The organism is Anaerovibrio sp. RM50 (assembly GCF_000622005.1).
Lineage (GTDB): Bacteria > Bacillota > Negativicutes > Selenomonadales > Selenomonadaceae > Anaerovibrio.
In genome coordinates, this window is record NZ_KK211384.1 from 26,834 (window position 1) to 44,665 (window position 17,832).

Sequence of the window (17,832 nt, forward strand, 5' to 3'; positions counted from 1 at the left end):
CTGACCCGTAAAAATACTATTTCCTTACTTGGCCTTCAAGAAACTCCAGCACACCATCGAAGCTATAGGCCACGTTGGTGTATTCCACCTTCGGGCGGTCGATAACCACCATAGGCAGATTCAGCTCCTTTACTGCCGCAAATTTTGTATCTGCCCCACCAAGGGAGCCGCTGTTTTTAGTAACCACCACATCAGCCTTGTACTTGATAAAGAGCTCCTTGTTAAGCTCCTTGGAAAACGGCCCCTGCATGGCAACAATTTGATTTGGTGAAAAGCCCAGCTCCCTGGCCTCCCGTACCACCTCAGCCTCCGGCAGAATACGGCATACCACATCGCAGTTCTTTAAGGCCTCGGCCCTGGCAAATACAGGAAGACTCCTGCTGCCAGTGGTGAGAAATACGTGCTTTCCCAGTTCTCCGGCCTTCTCTGCCGCTGCCTCAACGCTTTCCACATAATAGGCCTTGTCATAATCCAGCTGGCTTGATGGCCGCTCATAGCGGATATAAGGCACACCATATTTTTCACAGGCCCTCATGGCATTGGCGGAAATATTGGCCGCATAGGGGTGACTGGCATCAACAAAGCACTCCACCTTGTTGCTGCTGAAATACTCCACAAAGCCAGCTTCATCCATGGCCTTATTATTAACCTTTATTCCCTTGTAGCTTTGCAAAAGCTCCTCACCGTACTCACTGACAACAGAGGCAGTAACCTCATAGCCATGCTCCAAAATGAAGCCCGCCAGTTCACGTCCGTCCTGAGTACCCGCAGCTATGAAAATCATACCTTGTAACCTCTTGGAGTAATCATATAACCGTCCTTAACGTAGGTGTGGCTGTTGCCAATGATTACGATGGAGAACATGCCGATTTCTTCCTCTGTGAAATGCTCCAGATCGGAAATAACATAATCCTCCTGCTCACGGCTGGCACTGGTAACAATACCCACTGGGGTCTTTGGATCACGGCACTTCAGAAGAATCTCCTGAATGGTGTCAATATAATCTGGACGGGCCTTGCTCTTTGGGTTATAAAGGGCAATTACAAAATCCCCCTCCCCTGCCAATTTGGCACGCTTCTGAATAAGCTCCCAAGGGGTCATCCAGTCACTGAGGGAAATAACTGCAAAATCGTGCATCAGCGGAGCTCCCAGAATAGAAGCCGCCGCATTTACTGCAGAAACCCCTGCCACTGTTCCGCCATATTCCGGACGGTCACACTCCGGGTACTGAAGCACCAGCTCCAATACGAGCCCGGCCATACCATATACCCCAGCATCACCGCTGGATACAACTATGGTATTTTTTCCGGATGCTGCAGACTCCACAGCCATCTTGCAGCGGTCAACCTCCTGCATCATGCCTGTGCCAATAACCTCTTTGCCCTCAAGCATTGGCTTAATTAAATCAATATATGTGGTATAGCCCGCAACCACTTCTGCCGCCTCGATTGCTTTTTTTGCCTTTGGAGTCATATCGTCCATGCTGCCAGGACCAATTCCGATTACTGTTATTTTTCCCATATTAACGCCACCGTCACTTTCTCATATTTTGTCTTAAGGAGAGCCTCAACACCGTGGTTAACACAGCAAAAGGCCGCAGCCTCCGCCACATTTCCCACGCCAATAGTTTTTCTTACAAATTCCGACTCTGCCAAATTATAATATTCTATCTGTTCCTTCAGTTTGCTGTTATCCCAGAAGGTAATCTTCTTGTTCAGGGTCTTTGCAATTTCCAGGAGTCCCTGCTCGTCAGCCTTGAATACAGTGCTGGCCATTTCGTCTATACGGTCAACACTCCAGCCAATCCTCTTGCAGGCCTCCTCCAGTGCCCCGCGAATCAGGTCCGCCCCAACACCCCGGCGACAGCCGATACCGGCCACCAGCCGCCTTGGCCTAAGATACAGCACCCATTCATTAACAGGAAAATGATTAGCGGAAAGCACCACGCGATAGGTGCCCTGCTCCACCACCTTTTTGGATATTTCCTCATTGGTGCAAACCGTCACCAAAATGCCATTGCTCTTCATCTTTTCACGGTATTCCTCCAGACATGGAATATCCTCATCTATGAGGTATTCCAGCTGTGCGTCTCCCAAAACCGCGTTATTTAAATGGAGAATATTTTTCTTTGGATAAGGCACCAGCCCAATGCGTGATGCCAACAAATCCGGGGCCAGCTTATTATTCACGTCTGTAGCTGTAGTAATAACAGGATTGCTTTCCAGAATTTCCGCCAGCTCCAGAGTAAGCTCATTGCCGCCCCCAATATGGCCGGACAACAGACTGATAACATTTCTGGCCTGCTCGTCCATTACCACAACTGCAGGATCAGTGAGCTTGCTTTCCAAGAGCGGGGCAATAGTACGCACCACAATTCCCGTGGCCATAATAAAAATCAGGGCCCCGTATCTGGAAAATTCTTCCTTTACAGCACTGGCCAGACGGCTGTAATATATGACCTCATGCTGGTCCCTAAGGCCCTCATGGGCATAAATATCCACATTGGCCTTAATATTCTCTCTGATGCGTCTGGCTACCTTCAATCCATTTTCTGATGAAGTAAAGATGGCATATTTCATAGGCTGGCTTCCCTAAATCCGTGACTGAACTCCGGGGCATAAAGCCTTGACAGCTCGTAGTCACTGCCCAACACATTACTTACGACTATCATGGAGGTGCGGTCTACGCCCTTGCCCTCAATTTCCTTGCAGATGGTCTCCAATGTACCACGGAAAATCCGCTGCTCCGGCCAGCTGGCCCGCTGAACAATGGCAATAGGAGTAGTAGGCTCATAGCCACCCTCAATAAGCTCCTTCACCACATCCCCCAGCATGGAGATACTGAGGAAAATGCACATGGTGGCCTTGTGGGCAGCCAGAGAACGAAGCTTTTCCCTATCCGGAACTGGAGTTCTACCTTCATTTCTGGTAATAATAACGGTCTGGGTAACCCCCGGCAGGGTATACTCCTGCTTAAGGGCCGCTGCAGTGGCCAAAAAGCTGCTGACTCCCGGAACCACCTGATATTCAATGCCCTTCTTGTTAAGGGCATCCATCTGCTCCTGAATGGCACCATAAATGGCAGGATCCCCCGTATGGAGTCTTACCACATTTTTACCAGCTGCCACGGATTTTTCAATAACCTCCAGCACCTCAGGAAGGGACATTGAAGCGGAATTATGAATCTCACAGCCCTCCTTGGCGTAGCCCAGCAAAGCCTCCGGCACCAGGGAGCCCGCATAAATAATAACGTCAGCCTCCTCCAGTAGTCTCTTGCCCTTTACTGTAATAAGCTCAGGATCGCCAGGGCCTGCCCCCACTATATTTACCATTGCCATTATTTAGCTCCTTTCTGTTTTTCACATGTAACTATATAAATCGGATTATTTGCCTTTGGCATATCATAAGGCCCCACCTGCTCCAGCTTGCTCACCTGGACCTGAACGGCCTCATAGGTATAATCCTCACGCTTTCTCATATATTCCAGGCACTGGGCGATAGTCTGTATGGTGATGCAGTTCATCACAATTCGCCCGCCCTTGTTCAGCTTTTTATCAATTGCATCAAGAATAATTGGCAGATTGCTGCCGCTGCCCCCAATGATAACAGCATCAAGCATGGGAAGCTCATCAAATCCCTCAGGGGCGTAGGCCTCAATAACCTTTAAGTTATATACACCAAATTTTTGTGCATTTTGTTTAATTAAGTCAATGCCATCTGGATTGCGCTCAATGGCATATATCATACCGTCCTTGGCTTGAAAAGCTGCCTCTATGGATATGGAGCCCGTGCCTGCTCCCACATCGCAAATTACACTGTCTGGCTTTATGCGGGCCTTGGCAATGGTCAGAATCCTAACCTCCTGCTTTGTCATGGGCACCTTGCCACGAATAAATTCCTCATCGGGAATCCCTAATGGAATCATTTTGCCTTCACCACCAATACGCAATTTAAATACACCGTCTCCAGTTTGGCCGCTTCACCGATGGTTGTAATTATAATTTTCTCATCGGGATATGACAGTCGGTTGCAGATTGCCACCATGGCCCCCGCCGGCCAGCCCATTTTTCTCAGCATGGAAGGAATGGTTCTGGAATTATTATTTTTATCCGTCAAAAAGCCTAAAATCTTGCCGGGACAATAAACCATTTTTTCCTTGGAAGCACTGCGCCCGTGCATGCTGATAAGCTCCGCCTCCTGCCATGGCATACCCAGCTTGGCAAAGGCCACCTGCATAGAGCTGAGCCCTGGAATGACCTTTATTGGCTTATCTTCAAAATTGCGCTTAACAGCATCCAGCATAGAGTAATACCCCGGATCCCCGGAAACCATTACCACCACGTCCTGGGTATGAAGCTCCCTTTCAATGAAGTCCATAACAGCATGCATATCCGCCCGAATAATGCACTGCTTCTGGCCCTTGTCCTTGCCATACTGCTCCATGGCACGGCTGCCCCCCACCAGCACCTTTGCCTCATCAATGGTCTTTAATGCCGCTGGTATCATATATTCAGGACTTCCTGGTCCAATGCCCACAATAATTATTTTATGTTCCATCCAAACTCCTCGCCAATCTTTCTTGCTGTATCGTCCATGCCCAAAAGCTTTCCCTTCAGGGTAACCATCACTGTGCCAACCTGCATTTTTTCAAATACATAGCGCTGGGCTCTAAGGCTTGCCCGTGCCGCAATGGTGTCATAGACAGACTCCAGATTATACTTTTCAATAACTGGCAGTGCCTCCTCTGTGGTAACAGCAGAAAGTATCTCCTGCACTCCCTCTGGTGGCATTCCCGCCGCTGCACTGTAGGCCGCCATGGTTTCCATACGCCCGTCTCCCATGCGGTTGTGGGTATGAAAAACTCCCGCCGCCACCTTGGCCATTTTTCCGATATGGCCAAATAAAAGAACTCTTTCCAGTCCCATATCTGCCGCCGATTCCAGCATGTGACCGATAAAATTGGAGGTCTGGACCATTGCTTCTGTCGGAAGTCCCCATGAACTGGCTATACGTTCACCAATCTTTCCAGGCACAAAAATCTGTGTCTTGTACCCTGAAGCCAGAGCAACACTGATCTGAGGCACCAATGAATCCTTAAATGCTTCCTCGGACATGGGGCGAATAACCCCAGTGGTGCCAATAATGGATATACCACCAACTACCCCCAACACGGAATTTAGGGTTTTCTTGGCCAGCTCCTCACCCGCCGGCACATCAACCCGTACAGAGCAGCCGGGAATAAAGCCAAAGACCTCCTCCAAGGACTGTCTTATAAGAGCTCTGGGACCCGGATTAATGGAAGGCTCCCCTGGAGGTATTGCCAGCCCGGGCTTTGTAATGGTGCCAACTCCCTTTCCAGCGATAAGCTTGATACCCTCCTGGGACTTGTCCATGGTCAGGGTAGTCAAAATGGATGCTCCGTTGGTAATATCCGGATCGTCCCCGGAGTCCTTCACTATTTCCACCCTTATGCCCTTCCCAAAGGGTTCAATGGCCTTTACGGGTATATGCAGTTTTGTTCCGTCAAGGGCATTTATTTCCACAAAATCAACGGAGCTGCCCTGCATAAACAGAGCCGCTGCCTTGACTCCGGCTGCCACACAGGCCCCTGTGGTATATCCGCCCCTAAGTTCTTTAGGCATTTACGTCTCCTATTTTAACGATAACTCTCAGTTATCTTATATTATAACGCAATTATGCAAATTTTTCCTTTACTAAAGGAAAAATATTCCTAATGCAAAAGAAAAAGGACTGCTTTCGCAGTCCCTGATATTTTTTATCTCTCAAACAAAGCCTTGGCGAAGTCCTCGGCTACGAACGGACGGAGATCGTCCACGCCCTCCCCTACGCCAATCCACTTAACTGGCATGGAGAGCTCGGCCTTGATGCCGATTACCACGCCGCCCTTGGCAGTGCCGTCCAGCTTGGTGAGAACTACACCAGAGATTGGGGCCGCCTCAGTAAAGAGCTTGGCCTGGCTGATGGCGTTCTGGCCAGTGGTGGCATCCAGCACCAGCAATGTCTCATGTGGTGCCTCGGGAATCTCACGCTGAATAACGCGGTTAATTTTCTTCAGCTCCTCCATGAGATTGGATTTGGTCTGAAGTCTGCCGGCAGTATCGATAAGGAGAATGTCCACATTACGGGCCACAGCCGCCTTTACGGCATCATAGGCCACAGCAGCAGGATCGGAGTTTTCCTCATGACGGATAACCTTTGCGTTGGTGCGCTCCCCCCAGATTTCCAACTGGTCAATGGCTGCAGCTCTAAAGGTATCCGCAGCGGCCAGCATAACGGTTTTGCCCTGTTCCCTGTAATAATTGCTCAACTTGCCAATGGTTGTGGTCTTCCCCACACCGTTTACGCCGATTACCAAAATAACAGTAGGGCCTTCCTGGGCAATTTTGGTGATATCTGAATCCTTGGTAAGAAGCTCGGAAATCTGCTTTGCCAAAAATGGTTTCAAATCCTCAGGGGTGTTGATTTCCTTCTTCTTGATGCCCTTGCGCACAGCCTCCATGAGATTATCGGTGGTGTTGACACCCACGTCTGCCATAATGAGGATTTCCTCCAGCTCGTCCAGCAGATCATCATCAATATCGGCATAGCCAATAACCAGCTTTTCAATTTTCTCGGTAATTGTTTCACGGGTCTTGGTCAGGCCCTTTTTTAATTTATCAAAAAATCCCATTTTAAACCTCCAACGATTTTAATTATCTATCATGGATTCTGCTTCCTTCAGCTTTACGGAGAGAATCTTGGATACCCCCGCATCCTCAACAGTGACCCCATACATGGAATCCGCCGACTCCATGGTTCCCTTGCGGTGAGTAACCACAATAAACTGTGTATTATCGGAATATTCCTCGAGGAAGCTTCCGAAACGGCCAATATTGGCCTCATCCAACGGAGCGTCCACCTCGTCAAGGAGAGAGAATGGGGCAGGTCTGTACCGCAGGAAGGAGAACAGCAATGCCACAACTGTAAGGGCACGCTCACCACCTGACAGCACTGCCAGATTCTGCTGCTTCTTGTCGGGAATCTGCACCACAATGTCCACGCCGGACTCCAGAACATTTTCCCTGTCAATTAGGATAATCTTGGCATCGCCGCCCCCAAAGAGTCTCACAAAAATATCCTTGAACAGAAGGTTGATGCTGTTAAATGCCTCCCTGAACTGCTTGGTCATGGTGGCATCCATTTCCCCGATTATCTTCAGAAGATCCGCCTTGGCATTGGTAAGATCCTCAGCGTTTCCTGACAGGAAGCCGTGGCGCTCCAAAAGCTCCTTGTACTCAGTCGGGGCATTTGGATTGACAGTACCAAGGGTGCCAATCTCCCGCTCCAGTCTTTTCAGCTCACGCTTAAGGGCGGTTGGCTCCATTTCAGGCACCATTTCAGCGGCACGCTCCGGCACTATGCCATATTCTGACAGCATCTCATTTTCCAGCTGCTCCAAGTCGTATTCCGTGTGGGAAGCGTTGAGCTCCAGCTGATGCAGCTCATCCTGAATACCATTAAGACGCTGCTGGGCTGCCTTTGTTTCCTTTTCATTTTTCTGGCTTTCCACCAGCTTTTCCATGCGGCGCTCGTGAACTTCGCTGTATTCCTTCTTGGCCGCTGCATAATCATCCTGCAAATGCTGGGTTTTGGTAATAAGGCCGCCAATCTTGTTTTGGCTTTCCTCCAGCTCATTGTCCAGTCTGCGGATCTCCTGCTCATTCTGGCCGATGGATTCTGCGTTTCTGGAAACCTCACGCTGACGAAGCAGCGTCTTTTCCTTCATGCGCAAAATACTCTGCTCAAGAACAGTTTTATCATGCTCCAGTTGATTGGTAAATACGGACAGATCCTCTGCCTCCTGATCCATATCAGCATAATCATCTATACTTTCCTGAAGCTCTTCATTTAAGGACTTATTCCTTGTCTGCAAAGCTTCCGTTTCTTTTCTAAGAGCTGCCACCTGCTCCTGGGTGGAAATGAAGTTGGCCTGGGCATTTTCCAGGGCCTGCTCCAGTGCTTCACTGTCAACACTTGCCTTTGACAGCTTTTCTTCAATGGCTGCCCCATTAAGGGTCTGCTCCTGCTCCCTCATTTCCAGGGTGTGCAGATCATTTCTCAGTGAGGTCAGCTGGGAAGAAGCTTCCTCTATTCTATCCATTAATGCAGTGCCTTTTTCCTGCAACTCCCCGAAGGATTTTTTATCGCTTGCCAGCTTTTCCTTAAGCTGCTTTATTTCCTCCTGACGGTTCAGAAAACTGCTTTCACGATGCTGATGGCTGCCGCCGGTCATGGCACCACCCGGGCTGAGAAGCTCGCCCTCAAGGGTTACAATGCGAAGTCGCTGCCCCATCTGCTTATTAAGGCTGATGGCGTTGTCCATGGTATCAACCACCAGAGTTCTTCCCAACAGGAAATCCATAACCTTCCCATATGAGTTCTCAGTGGTGACAATTTCGTTGGCCCAGCCAATTACTCCCGCCGCTCCCTTTGGCAAATTCTCCCGATTATTTTTCGGGGTGATTGATGAAAGGGGCAGGAAGGTAACACGGCCCAAGCGGTCCTGCTTTAAAAACTCAATGGCCGCCTTGGCAGTATCGGTATCTTCAGTAACAATATTTTGCAGACTGCCTCCAAGGGCTGTTTCGATGGCGGTAACATATTTCCCCGGAACCTCCATCAATTCAGCCACTGTACCGCAAACCCGCTTACGCCAAGCTGTCTGGGCTTTTAAAACGGCCTTTACAGCTTTGCCAAAGCCCTCATAGGAATTCTGGAGATTTTCCATTATCTGCAGTCGGCTGGCCATTTTCTGGATACTGCCTTCCAGCTGATTCTTTTCTCTGTTTAAGTCCTCAAGGGTCTGGTTATCCTCTTTAAGCTGCTTTTCCCTGTTTTCAATAGCTCCGGCCTTGGCGGCTTTCTCCTTGGAGATTTCACCAATAAGCTGGGTCAGCTGGCTCTGATCCCGTTCCAAAAGGGCCATTTCTTTTTGCAGGTCTTCCAGCTGCTGCAGCTGGTCACCCCGGTTCTGGCTGTCATTTTCCAGATCACGCTCCAAAAGCATGAGCTGGCTGTTCTTTTCATTATAGCTCTGCATGGCATCCTGAAGCTGCTTTTCAAGGTCAGAGCGCTCTTCCCTTTTCTTCTGGAGGGCTTCACGGAGGCCCTTGGCCTGCTCACGGCACTTCTGGATTTTGGCTGTTGCTTCATCAAGGGCATTCTGTGACTCTTCCCCGCTCTTTGCAGAAGCATCAATATCCTGCTGTGCCTCCTCCACTGCAGCCTTTAATTCGCGAAGCTGCTGGCTTAAAAGCTGGCGGGAAGCCTTGCCCTGACGGCGGCGTTCCTCCAGTACCTTGATTTCACTGTCTGCTGCCTCAAGCTGGCTGCGAAGATCGTTGCGTCTTTGGGAAACAGTTTCCTGTTCCTTTTCCAGCTCCAGTACTGCCTTGTCAAACTGCTCCTTGCGGTTTTCAGAAAGCTGCAATGCGGTTCTGGCTGCTATTTCCTGATCCTTCTTGGCAGTAATGGCCGCAGTGTGCTTTGCCTTTTTCTTGTTAAGATCAAGGTAATTAAGATAAATTCCAGCCAGATTGAACTTTTTCAATTCCTCCTGAAGGGCGTTGTATTTTTCCGTTTTTTCTGCGCTGAGCTTTAATGGCTCCAGCTGGTACTCTATTTCACCGATAATATCCTGGACACGGAGAAGATTTGCCTCTGTGTCCTCCAGCTTGCGCATGGATTCCCGCTTGCGGTTCCTGTATTTGGTAATTCCCGCCGCTTCCTCGAAAAATAGGCGTCTCTCCTCGGGGCGGGCATTTAAAACAGCATCAATCTTGTTCTGACTGATGATTCCCATACTGTCATGGCCAATACCGGTGTCTGCAAAGAGATTGGTAATATCCTTCAGGCGGCAACGGGCCCTGTTAATGTAGAACTCGCTGTCCCCATTTCTGAAAAGCCTTCTGGTAATGGTGACTTCCTGAAAATCCACCGGCAAGGTGCCGTCATTATCAAACACCAGAGAAACCTCAGCCACACCCATGGCACGGCGGGCAGCACTGCCGTTGAAGATAATATCCTCAGCCTTGGTGCCACGGATATTGCGGACATTCTGCTCACCCAGCACCCATTTTATGGCATCGGAAATATTACTCTTGCCACTGCCGTTTGGTCCCACTATGGCAGTTATTCCCTTGTCAAAATCTACTTCTATTTTATCAGCGAAGGACTTAAAACCATAAGCCTCCAGTCGTTTTAACTGCAACTAAAACACCAGCCTGTTTGAAATTTAGTAACACTTTATTTTATCATAAATTCCATTTTTTTCATATTCTTATACGCATTTCATGGCAAAGAAAAGGGCTGAAAAGATAAACACATCTTTTCAGCCCTTCGGACATTCTCAAATTAACTTATTTGGCAAGCATAGCCATCATGGTACCAGCAGCTACTGCTGTACCGATAACGCCGGCTACGTTAGGACCCATTGCATGCATCAGGAGGAAGTTGGAAGGATTTGCCTTCTGACCAACCATCTGGGATACACGGGCTGCCATAGGAACTGCAGATACACCTGCGGAACCGATGAGCGGATTAATCTTGCCACCGGAAAGACGGCACATAACCTTACCAAGCAGCACACCAGCAGCAGTACCGCCAGCGAATGCCAGGAGACCAAGGAGGATAATCTCAATAGTCTGTACAGTCAGGAAGTGCTCTGCACTCATGGTCATACCAGTACCAGTAGCCAGGAAGATGGTAACGATGTTGCACAGTGCGTTCTGGGAAGTATCGGACAGACGGTCAGTTACGCCAGACTCACGGAACAGATTACCAAGCATCAGCATGCTGATAAGAGCAGCTACAGGTGGGAGCAGCAGGGAAATGATAATAGCAGCGGATACTGGGAATACCAGTCTCTCAAACTTAGTAACATTGCGGAGCTGTTCCATCTTGATAGCTCTCTCTTCCTTGGAGGTCATCAGCTTCATAATTGGAGGCTGAATGAGAGGTACCAGAGACATGTAGGAATACGCTGCTACAGCAATTGCACCAAGAAGGTTTGGAGCCATCTTGGAAGCCATGTAAATAGCAGTAGGGCCATCAGCACCACCGATGATACCGATAGCAGAGGCCTCCTGGGCAGTGAAGCCCAGAGCCATGGCACCAGCCAGGGAAATAAATACACCAAACTGGGCAGCTGCACCCAGGAACAGGGTGTTAGGATTTGCAAGCAACGGTCCAAAGTCCGTCATGGCACCTACACCAAGGAAAATCAGTGGAGGGAAAATCTCAAACTGAATACCATAGTTAATCATCTTCATAACGCCTGGCTCTTCGAGGAAGCCGGTGCATGGGAAGTTGGCCATGATACAACCAAAGGCAATTGGAGCCAAAAGAAGTGGCTCGAACTCTTTTCCGATGGCCATGTACAAAAGCAACAGACCAACCAGAATCATAACAAAATTACCAAAGGTAAATGATGCAAAACCGCTGTCCAGCCATACTGACTGGATAGATGTTAAAAATGCGCTTAATATATCCATACTCTAATGACTTCTCCTTATCATCTCATCTTCAAGGTAGTAAGACCTTCAGTGCGGGCTGCACCGCCCCATTGAGGACGATCCGCCACTCTGATAGCCTTAACACGAGAAAAGCCCACACCCATAGTTGCCAGAGCTGCCGCAATAGCTGCTACTGTCTCATCGGCAATACCCTTCTCCACAACAGGAGCAGGTGCTGCCTTAGGAGCCGGGGCTGCCTTAGGAGCTGCCTTTGGAGCTGCTGCTGCTTTTGCAGTCGGATCAATCTTGTGGATCAATCTGATGTAAAGGCTTAACACAAACAGCACCGCGAATACGATTGTCATGTTAATAAGCATAATGACAATAGGATTCTGAGTTTCCATAAATACACCGCCTTATAAAAAAAATTTAAAACTGCCACCGCTTCAATTTGAATAATAATATTCAGGGTGAAGCAGTGCCCCCCTTTAACACTTTTAGTACACTAATACATTATAGCAGACTTTTACGCCACTTTAAAGAACCAACTGGGCATAATTTCATAAATGATTAGAATTATCACACATCTTACAAAGCATTTTTTATTCTTTTTATGTAAATCGACCTATAAAGATGATTTTCCCCAAGTCCCTTGGTGGAAAAGCGAACCTCTATGCCGGCAGCACTCACAATATTCTTCCAGGAATCAGGATTGTCCCCAGCCATGTCCACGGTGGCATGATCGCCGCCAGTGAGAAGCATTGGCCGCATAAATACCTTCTTTACGCCCTTTTCCTTAAGCCGCTTCATTACATCATCAAGGGTTGGGTAATCCTCAGCTTCAAGAACACCAATATGAACAGGCAGATGTTTTTTATCCGCATACTGCTGAACCCACTCGTAAACCGGGTTATGGCGCTTCGGGGAGCCGTGTCCCATAAGCAGCAGTTCTTCTCCAGGCTCCAGAGAATCAAGATAAAAGAGCACATCTGCTATGCCCTCATAATCCTCAGGGCCCTTTCCTGCCAAAGCCGGCTCAGCCAGATGAACCTCACGGAAATCATCCTTGGCTTCCTCCACCACATTGACAACCTTGTTGTCAAACTCCTGCCCCGGGGTCAAATGAGTTGGAGCCACCACGACCTTCTCATAGCCAGCATCTTTGAGGTCACCCAAAACCTCTTCCAGAGTCTCATAATTTGTACCCTGTGCTGCCAGCTTCTTAATCAGGAAACGGGAGGTCCAGGCCTCGAAAACATCATAATCCGGAAAAGCATTGCGAATATCTTCAATCAGTGTATCAATGCACTTTTTCTTTACATCCTTGTCCCCTACCCCAAAGGTAGTAACAACTATTGCCTGCTTCATATTCTCACACCTTATCTTGCACCCTGTTCTTTTAAAACAACATCGGCAATTTCGTGACAAATTGCATCCAGCTGGGACTGATCAGGACCCTCAGCCATTACGCGGATAAGAGGCTCTGTGCCGGAAGGACGTACCAGAATGCGGCCATCAGCCCCCAGCTTTTCCTCACCAGCCTTGATGGCTGCCTTGATATTTGCGTTTTCTTCCCAGCCTTCCTTGGTCTTGACTGCAACATTAACCAGAAGCTGTGGGTAGCTTACCATCATTTCATTAAGCTCAGAAGCTTTCTTGCCACTGCGTTTTACAGCGGACAGAACCTGAATGGCTGTAACAGGACCATCACCTGTAGTATTGTAATCGGTGAAAATAATATGGCCGGACTGCTCGCCACCCAGCTTGTAGCCGTTGGCCAACATATTCTCCAGAACATAGCGGTCACCAACCTTGGTAATCTCAGCTCTGCCCCCCAGCTCCTTAACTGCCTTGTGGAAGCCGATATTGGCCATTACAGTTGTTACCACTGTGTTATGGGTAAGGGTCCCGGCAGCCATCATTTCCTTGGCACACATTACCAGGATATGGTCACCGTCAATAATATTGCCCTTTTCATCTACGCAGAGGCAGCGGTCAGCATCCCCATCATGGGCAATACCAAAATCTGCTCCCAGACCAACTACTGCCTTCTGAATGCGGTCCATGTGGGTGGAGCCGCAGTTATCATTAATATTTCTGCCGTTTGGAGCATTATTGAGAACAATAACATCAGCCCCCAGGCTGTTAAGCACCATTGGCATTACTTCGTATGCTGCACCATTGGAGCAGTCCAGCACAATCTTCATGCCGTCAAAGCGCTCCTTGCAGGTGGACAGAATAAAATCCTTGTACTCGTTAATGTAGTTATGGCGATAGTCTATATAGCCCATCTTGGAACCGGTGGAACGAGGAAAGTCGTCTCCTGCCTCAATCTTTCTTACAATTTCCTCCAGCTCATCCTCCACGGAATCAGGCAGCTTGTAGCCATTGCCGCCGAAGAACTTGATGCCATTGTCGTGGAATGGATTATGGGAAGCGGAAATAACAATCCCGCAGTTAGCATTCTTTTTCTTGGTAAGATATGCAATAGCAGGAGTTGGAATAACACCCACAATAATTGCACGGCCACCGGCGGAGCAGATACCAGCACACAATGCGGCCTCAAACATCTGACCGGAAATTCTTGTGTCCCGGCCAATGAGAATCTTTGGCATGGTTTCAGAATTTTCACCAAAATACAGAGTTGCTGCTCTGCCCAGACGATATGCCAGCTCAGGAGTCAGCTCAACATTAGCCTCGCCACGCACACCATCAGTACCAAATAATCTTGCCATAATTAAATAACCTCCAAGTTAGTAATTTCAAATTCACATTCCTTTAGTATGAGCCTTTTTATCCAAAAATGCAAGTGCTGCATTCATACCATCCAGAGCCGCGCTCATTATGCCGCCGGCATAGCCTGCCCCTTCACCGATTGGGTAAAAGCCCGACAGACTTTCGGACTCAAAGGATGCCTTGTCCCTGATAATTCTGCAGGGAGCCGAGGAGCGTGATTCAATTCCCGTCATTACAGCCCCGCTGTCATCAAAGCCTGCTATTTTTCTGCCAAAATATGGCAGGGCATCTGTCAGCATTCCGCTGACGAAATCCGGAAGGCAGTGGTGCAAATCCACGGCCCGTACCCCTGGCTGATATGAAGGGGTGGTGAGGAAATCGGTGGAGCCTGATTTTCCGGAAAGGAAGTCCCCCACAGTCTGAACGGGAGCGTAATAATCCCCGCCTCCGGCCTTGAAGGCCGCCCGCTCCCACTTGCGCTGGAACTCAATCCCTCCCAGCACATGATCCGCAAAGTCCTTGGTGTTTACTGTAACCAGCAAAGCGGAATTGGCCACTCCGGAATTGCGCTTGTAGTTGCTCATGCCGTTGGTAACAACGCCCCCCTCCTCCGAGGTGGCAGCCACCACCTGGCCTCCGGGGCACATGCAGAAGGAATAGGCACCACGGCCCTTTTCCCTGTCATTATATGTAACAGCATAATCCGCCACCGGGAGCATTTCATGGCCCGTGGCATCTCCGTATTGATTTCTGTCTATCATCTCCTGAGGGTGTTCGATGCGTACACCAACGGCAAAGGGCTTGGCCTCCATGCTGAGGCCAAAATCATAAAGCATTTTATATGTGTCCCTGGCAGAGTGTCCAATGCCAAAGAAGGCCGCCGATACCTCCATCCGCTCACTGTCATTTATAATAACAGCTTTTATGGAGCCATCACTGTTTTTTTCTATGCCCGTAACCTGGCTTTCAAAACGCACCTGGCCGCCTAAACGAATCACCTCAAGACGGATATTTTTAACCACAGTACGCAGCATATCTGTACCAATGTGAGGCTTATGGAGATATTTAATATCCTCCGGGGCACCGGCCTTAACAAAATCCTCCAGTACAGCACTGATAAGAGGGTCATTTACCCTTGTGGTGAGCTTGCCATCAGAAAAGGTTCCGGCCCCGCCCTCACCAAACTGGACATTTGATTGGGCGCATAATGGTCCTCCCGTCCAGAATGTATTTATATCAGCATGACGGCTGTCCACGTCCCTGCCCCGTTCCAGCACCACTGGTTTATAACCGGCTCTGGCCAATGTAAGGGCTGCGAACATTCCTGCGGGACCAAATCCCACAATTACTGGTGGCATATCCGCAACATCTGGTGCCGGGAATTTTTTCGGCATCACCTTTTTAGGGGCCCAGTCTATATTTTTATCCTTTCTGAAGCGGTTAAGTATTTTCTTTTCGTTACCCTCCACTGCAACGTCCAGAATATAAACAAATTTAATGGGCGCTCCCTTGTAACGTCTGGCATCTATGGCTTTACGCACAATTACCACCTCACTGACGGAGTGAGGTGGTAATTCCATTCGTTTTTCAACCAAGACATTAAGGGGCGTCCTATCATCAAAGGAAACATTAAAGTTCTGTATCCTAATCACTCAGCTTACCTCTCTTATTGCTCAATCACTATTTCGCTTTTTTGATTTGTACCTTTACGGTAACCTTTTTGCTCGGAGATATTATACCATCCGGCAGGTCAAGAATCACGTCTTTTATGACATCAGCATTGGCTCCGTCCACCATAATGTTTTCCGTGAAAATTTCATTGAGCGTCTCCAAGACCTCAGTCTTGGCCGTAATCTCCACCTTGTCAGGCTGGGCAGTTGCTTCTCCAACCTCAAAGCCTTGTTCCGGAATACCGCTGTATGCAGGCTTAATTGGAACCATTTTCTTGTCAACGCCGCTCAGTATCTTGGCTGTTACACTTATTTCCTGAGAAGATAAGGTCACACTGTCAACAATATTCCCGTCCACATCTACAGGGGTCAGTTTAACCTTCACCCCAAAATCAGCTGTATTGTTGGCCAGATTCAAGTAGCCGACCACCCTGTTTACTCTTTCCACGTTGCTTCTTGGCCCGCTTATATTAATGTGGCTCTTTTCCGGAACAATCTTTTCCAGGGCACTATGGGCGCCAGTATTGCCGGTAACATGTATATCCACCGACAGATCCCTTTCCACAAGGGATTCCATAACAACATCAATGGTTTCATCAGAAACATCCACAACTTCAAAGCCCTGAGGAACCACGGTCCGCACCCTCAGCTTGTTGGTGCCTTCCACCGCATCGGTCAGATCCACATAGGCCTTGAAATCATCCGTCTTTGTGGCGGTAAAGGAAGCCCTGGGAGCCTTAACTTTTAATGTCACATCCCGGGTACTGAGCCTGACGATATATCCCTCCGGCTCATTGATGGTATAAATCGGCACCGTAAAGGTGGAATTTACAGAGGGGTTCTCGTCGTTCATTACAAAAAACCAGAGAACAATGGCCCCCAACAGGGCCAATATCTTGGCGGGAAGATTATGTCTGAATAAACTCTGGATTCTATTCATCATCTTTCTTCCTCCAATTTGCAATAATGTCCTTAAATTTCATGCTTGACTTCTCTTTTACGAAGAGAGGGCGTATACGCTGACGCAGGCTGTCATGGGTCATGTAACGCTCAATGCGGCCATTTTCCGCCACAGAAACAACACCTGTCTCCTCACTGACAATAATGATAACTGCATCACACTGCTCAGAAAGGCCTATGGCAGCCCTGTGACGGGTTCCCAGCTCACTGCTGAGGGAACGGTTTTCCGTAAGTGGCAGATAACAGCCTGCTGCCACCAGTCTCTTACCGCGAATCACCGCTGCACCATCATGTAACGGGGTATTTGGAATGAAAACATTCATCAAAAACTCCGTGGTTACAAGGCCTTCAATTTTTATACCTGTATCGATAATTTCATTTATTCCCACATTTTTTTCAATGGCCAGCAGGGCACCAATCTTCTTGTCTGCCATATTAAATACAGCCTTATCAATTTCATTGGTAATGGAATTGGCCTCCTCTGCATCAAGATACTGGTCAAGGCCAAGGAAGCGTCCCTGTCCCAAGCGCTCCAGAGCACGGCGCAGCTCCGGCTGGAATACGATTGGCAGGGCCACAAAAAGAAGCTGTACCGATTTTTGCAGCAGCCAGGAAATAACATGAAGCTCCAAAATACTGGCCACAAGGGTAACAATCATCAGCACAATAAGGCCCTTCACCAAAGTGATGGCCCGGGTATCCTGCAGCATTTCGTAAACCTTGTAAAGGATTACGGCCACAATCAATATATCTATTACATCCCAAAAGCCCACAGTTTTAATCAAACCGTGTATCTGGGAAGGAATTGGCAAATCAAACGGCATATCCAAAACTCCTCGTTACTATAATACACAACCATATATATTTTTTATTCTATCATCAGTAAATAAAATCCTGCTATGAAAAATAATAAGTTTTTTTAAAAATTGCATTATTATTCTCAAAAATTTGTTT

General features: G+C 48.3%; 16 protein-coding genes. All 16 read right to left on the reverse strand.

Annotated features, from left to right (window positions below; translation table 11 throughout):
* Positions 1-16 precede the first annotated feature (16 nt).
* The gene (gene cobK / locus T525_RS0113060) at positions 17-784 is read right to left on the reverse strand and encodes a precorrin-6A reductase (RefSeq protein WP_027407539.1); all 768 of its coding nucleotides are present in this window, start codon (positions 782-784) and stop codon (positions 17-19) included.
* Complete coding sequence (cobJ, locus tag T525_RS0113065) at positions 781-1,521, reverse strand: precorrin-3B C(17)-methyltransferase (protein ID WP_027407540.1); 741 nt, start codon at positions 1,519-1,521, stop codon at positions 781-783. The genes cobK and cobJ overlap by 4 nt, the downstream gene beginning before the upstream one ends.
* Positions 1,509-2,579, reverse strand: a complete 1,071-nt coding sequence (locus T525_RS0113070; protein ID WP_027407541.1) for a cobalt-precorrin 5A hydrolase — start codon at positions 2,577-2,579, stop codon at positions 1,509-1,511. The genes cobJ and T525_RS0113070 overlap by 13 nt, the downstream gene beginning before the upstream one ends.
* Positions 2,576-3,331, reverse strand: coding sequence for a precorrin-4 C(11)-methyltransferase (gene cobM / locus T525_RS0113075; RefSeq protein WP_027407542.1), 756 nt, complete (start codon positions 3,329-3,331; stop codon positions 2,576-2,578). The genes T525_RS0113070 and cobM overlap by 4 nt, the downstream gene beginning before the upstream one ends.
* 5 nt (positions 3,332-3,336) lie before the next feature.
* The gene (gene cbiT / locus T525_RS0113080) at positions 3,337-3,921 is read right to left on the reverse strand and encodes a precorrin-6Y C5,15-methyltransferase (decarboxylating) subunit CbiT (protein WP_027407543.1); all 585 of its coding nucleotides are present in this window, start codon (positions 3,919-3,921) and stop codon (positions 3,337-3,339) included.
* Positions 3,921-4,556 (reverse strand): precorrin-6y C5,15-methyltransferase (decarboxylating) subunit CbiE, encoded by a 636-nt coding sequence (cbiE, locus tag T525_RS0113085; RefSeq protein WP_027407544.1) that lies wholly within the window; start codon positions 4,554-4,556, stop codon positions 3,921-3,923. Before cbiE ends, cbiT begins: the two co-directional genes overlap by 1 nt.
* Positions 4,541-5,641: a cobalt-precorrin-5B (C(1))-methyltransferase CbiD gene (gene cbiD, locus T525_RS0113090; RefSeq protein ID WP_027407545.1), complete on the reverse strand. Its 1,101-nt coding sequence runs from the start codon at positions 5,639-5,641 to the stop codon at positions 4,541-4,543. Before cbiD ends, cbiE begins: the two co-directional genes overlap by 16 nt.
* A gap of 134 nt (positions 5,642-5,775) precedes the next feature.
* On the reverse strand, positions 5,776-6,690 hold the full coding sequence (ftsY, locus tag T525_RS0113095; protein WP_027407546.1) for a signal recognition particle-docking protein FtsY: 915 nt from the start codon (positions 6,688-6,690) through the stop codon (positions 5,776-5,778).
* An 18-nt stretch (positions 6,691-6,708) separates the two neighbouring features.
* A complete protein-coding gene (gene smc / locus T525_RS0113100) occupies positions 6,709-10,269 on the reverse strand; it encodes a chromosome segregation protein SMC (RefSeq protein WP_027407547.1) in 3,561 nt (1,186 codons plus the stop codon).
* Positions 10,270-10,417: 148 nt separating this feature from the next.
* Positions 10,418-11,551, reverse strand: a complete 1,134-nt coding sequence (locus T525_RS0113105) for a sodium ion-translocating decarboxylase subunit beta (RefSeq protein ID WP_027407548.1) — start codon at positions 11,549-11,551, stop codon at positions 10,418-10,420.
* A gap of 20 nt (positions 11,552-11,571) precedes the next feature.
* Complete coding sequence (locus tag T525_RS0113110; protein WP_027407549.1) at positions 11,572-11,916, reverse strand: OadG family protein; 345 nt, start codon at positions 11,914-11,916, stop codon at positions 11,572-11,574.
* 184 nt (positions 11,917-12,100) lie between these two features.
* The gene (locus T525_RS0113115; protein ID WP_027407550.1) at positions 12,101-12,880 is read right to left on the reverse strand and encodes a sirohydrochlorin cobaltochelatase; all 780 of its coding nucleotides are present in this window, start codon (positions 12,878-12,880) and stop codon (positions 12,101-12,103) included.
* 11 nt (positions 12,881-12,891) lie between these two features.
* A complete protein-coding gene (gene glmM / locus T525_RS0113120) occupies positions 12,892-14,247 on the reverse strand; it encodes a phosphoglucosamine mutase (RefSeq protein WP_027407551.1) in 1,356 nt (451 codons plus the stop codon).
* Positions 14,248-14,280: 33 nt separating this feature from the next.
* Complete coding sequence (locus tag T525_RS0113125; protein WP_027407552.1) at positions 14,281-15,900, reverse strand: NAD(P)/FAD-dependent oxidoreductase; 1,620 nt, start codon at positions 15,898-15,900, stop codon at positions 14,281-14,283.
* A gap of 28 nt (positions 15,901-15,928) precedes the next feature.
* Positions 15,929-16,861, reverse strand: coding sequence for a YbbR-like domain-containing protein (locus T525_RS0113130; protein ID WP_027407553.1), 933 nt, complete (start codon positions 16,859-16,861; stop codon positions 15,929-15,931).
* Positions 16,851-17,702: a diadenylate cyclase CdaA gene (gene cdaA / locus T525_RS0113135; RefSeq protein WP_027407554.1), complete on the reverse strand. Its 852-nt coding sequence runs from the start codon at positions 17,700-17,702 to the stop codon at positions 16,851-16,853. The genes T525_RS0113130 and cdaA overlap by 11 nt, the downstream gene beginning before the upstream one ends.
* Positions 17,703-17,832: the final 130 nt, after the last annotated feature.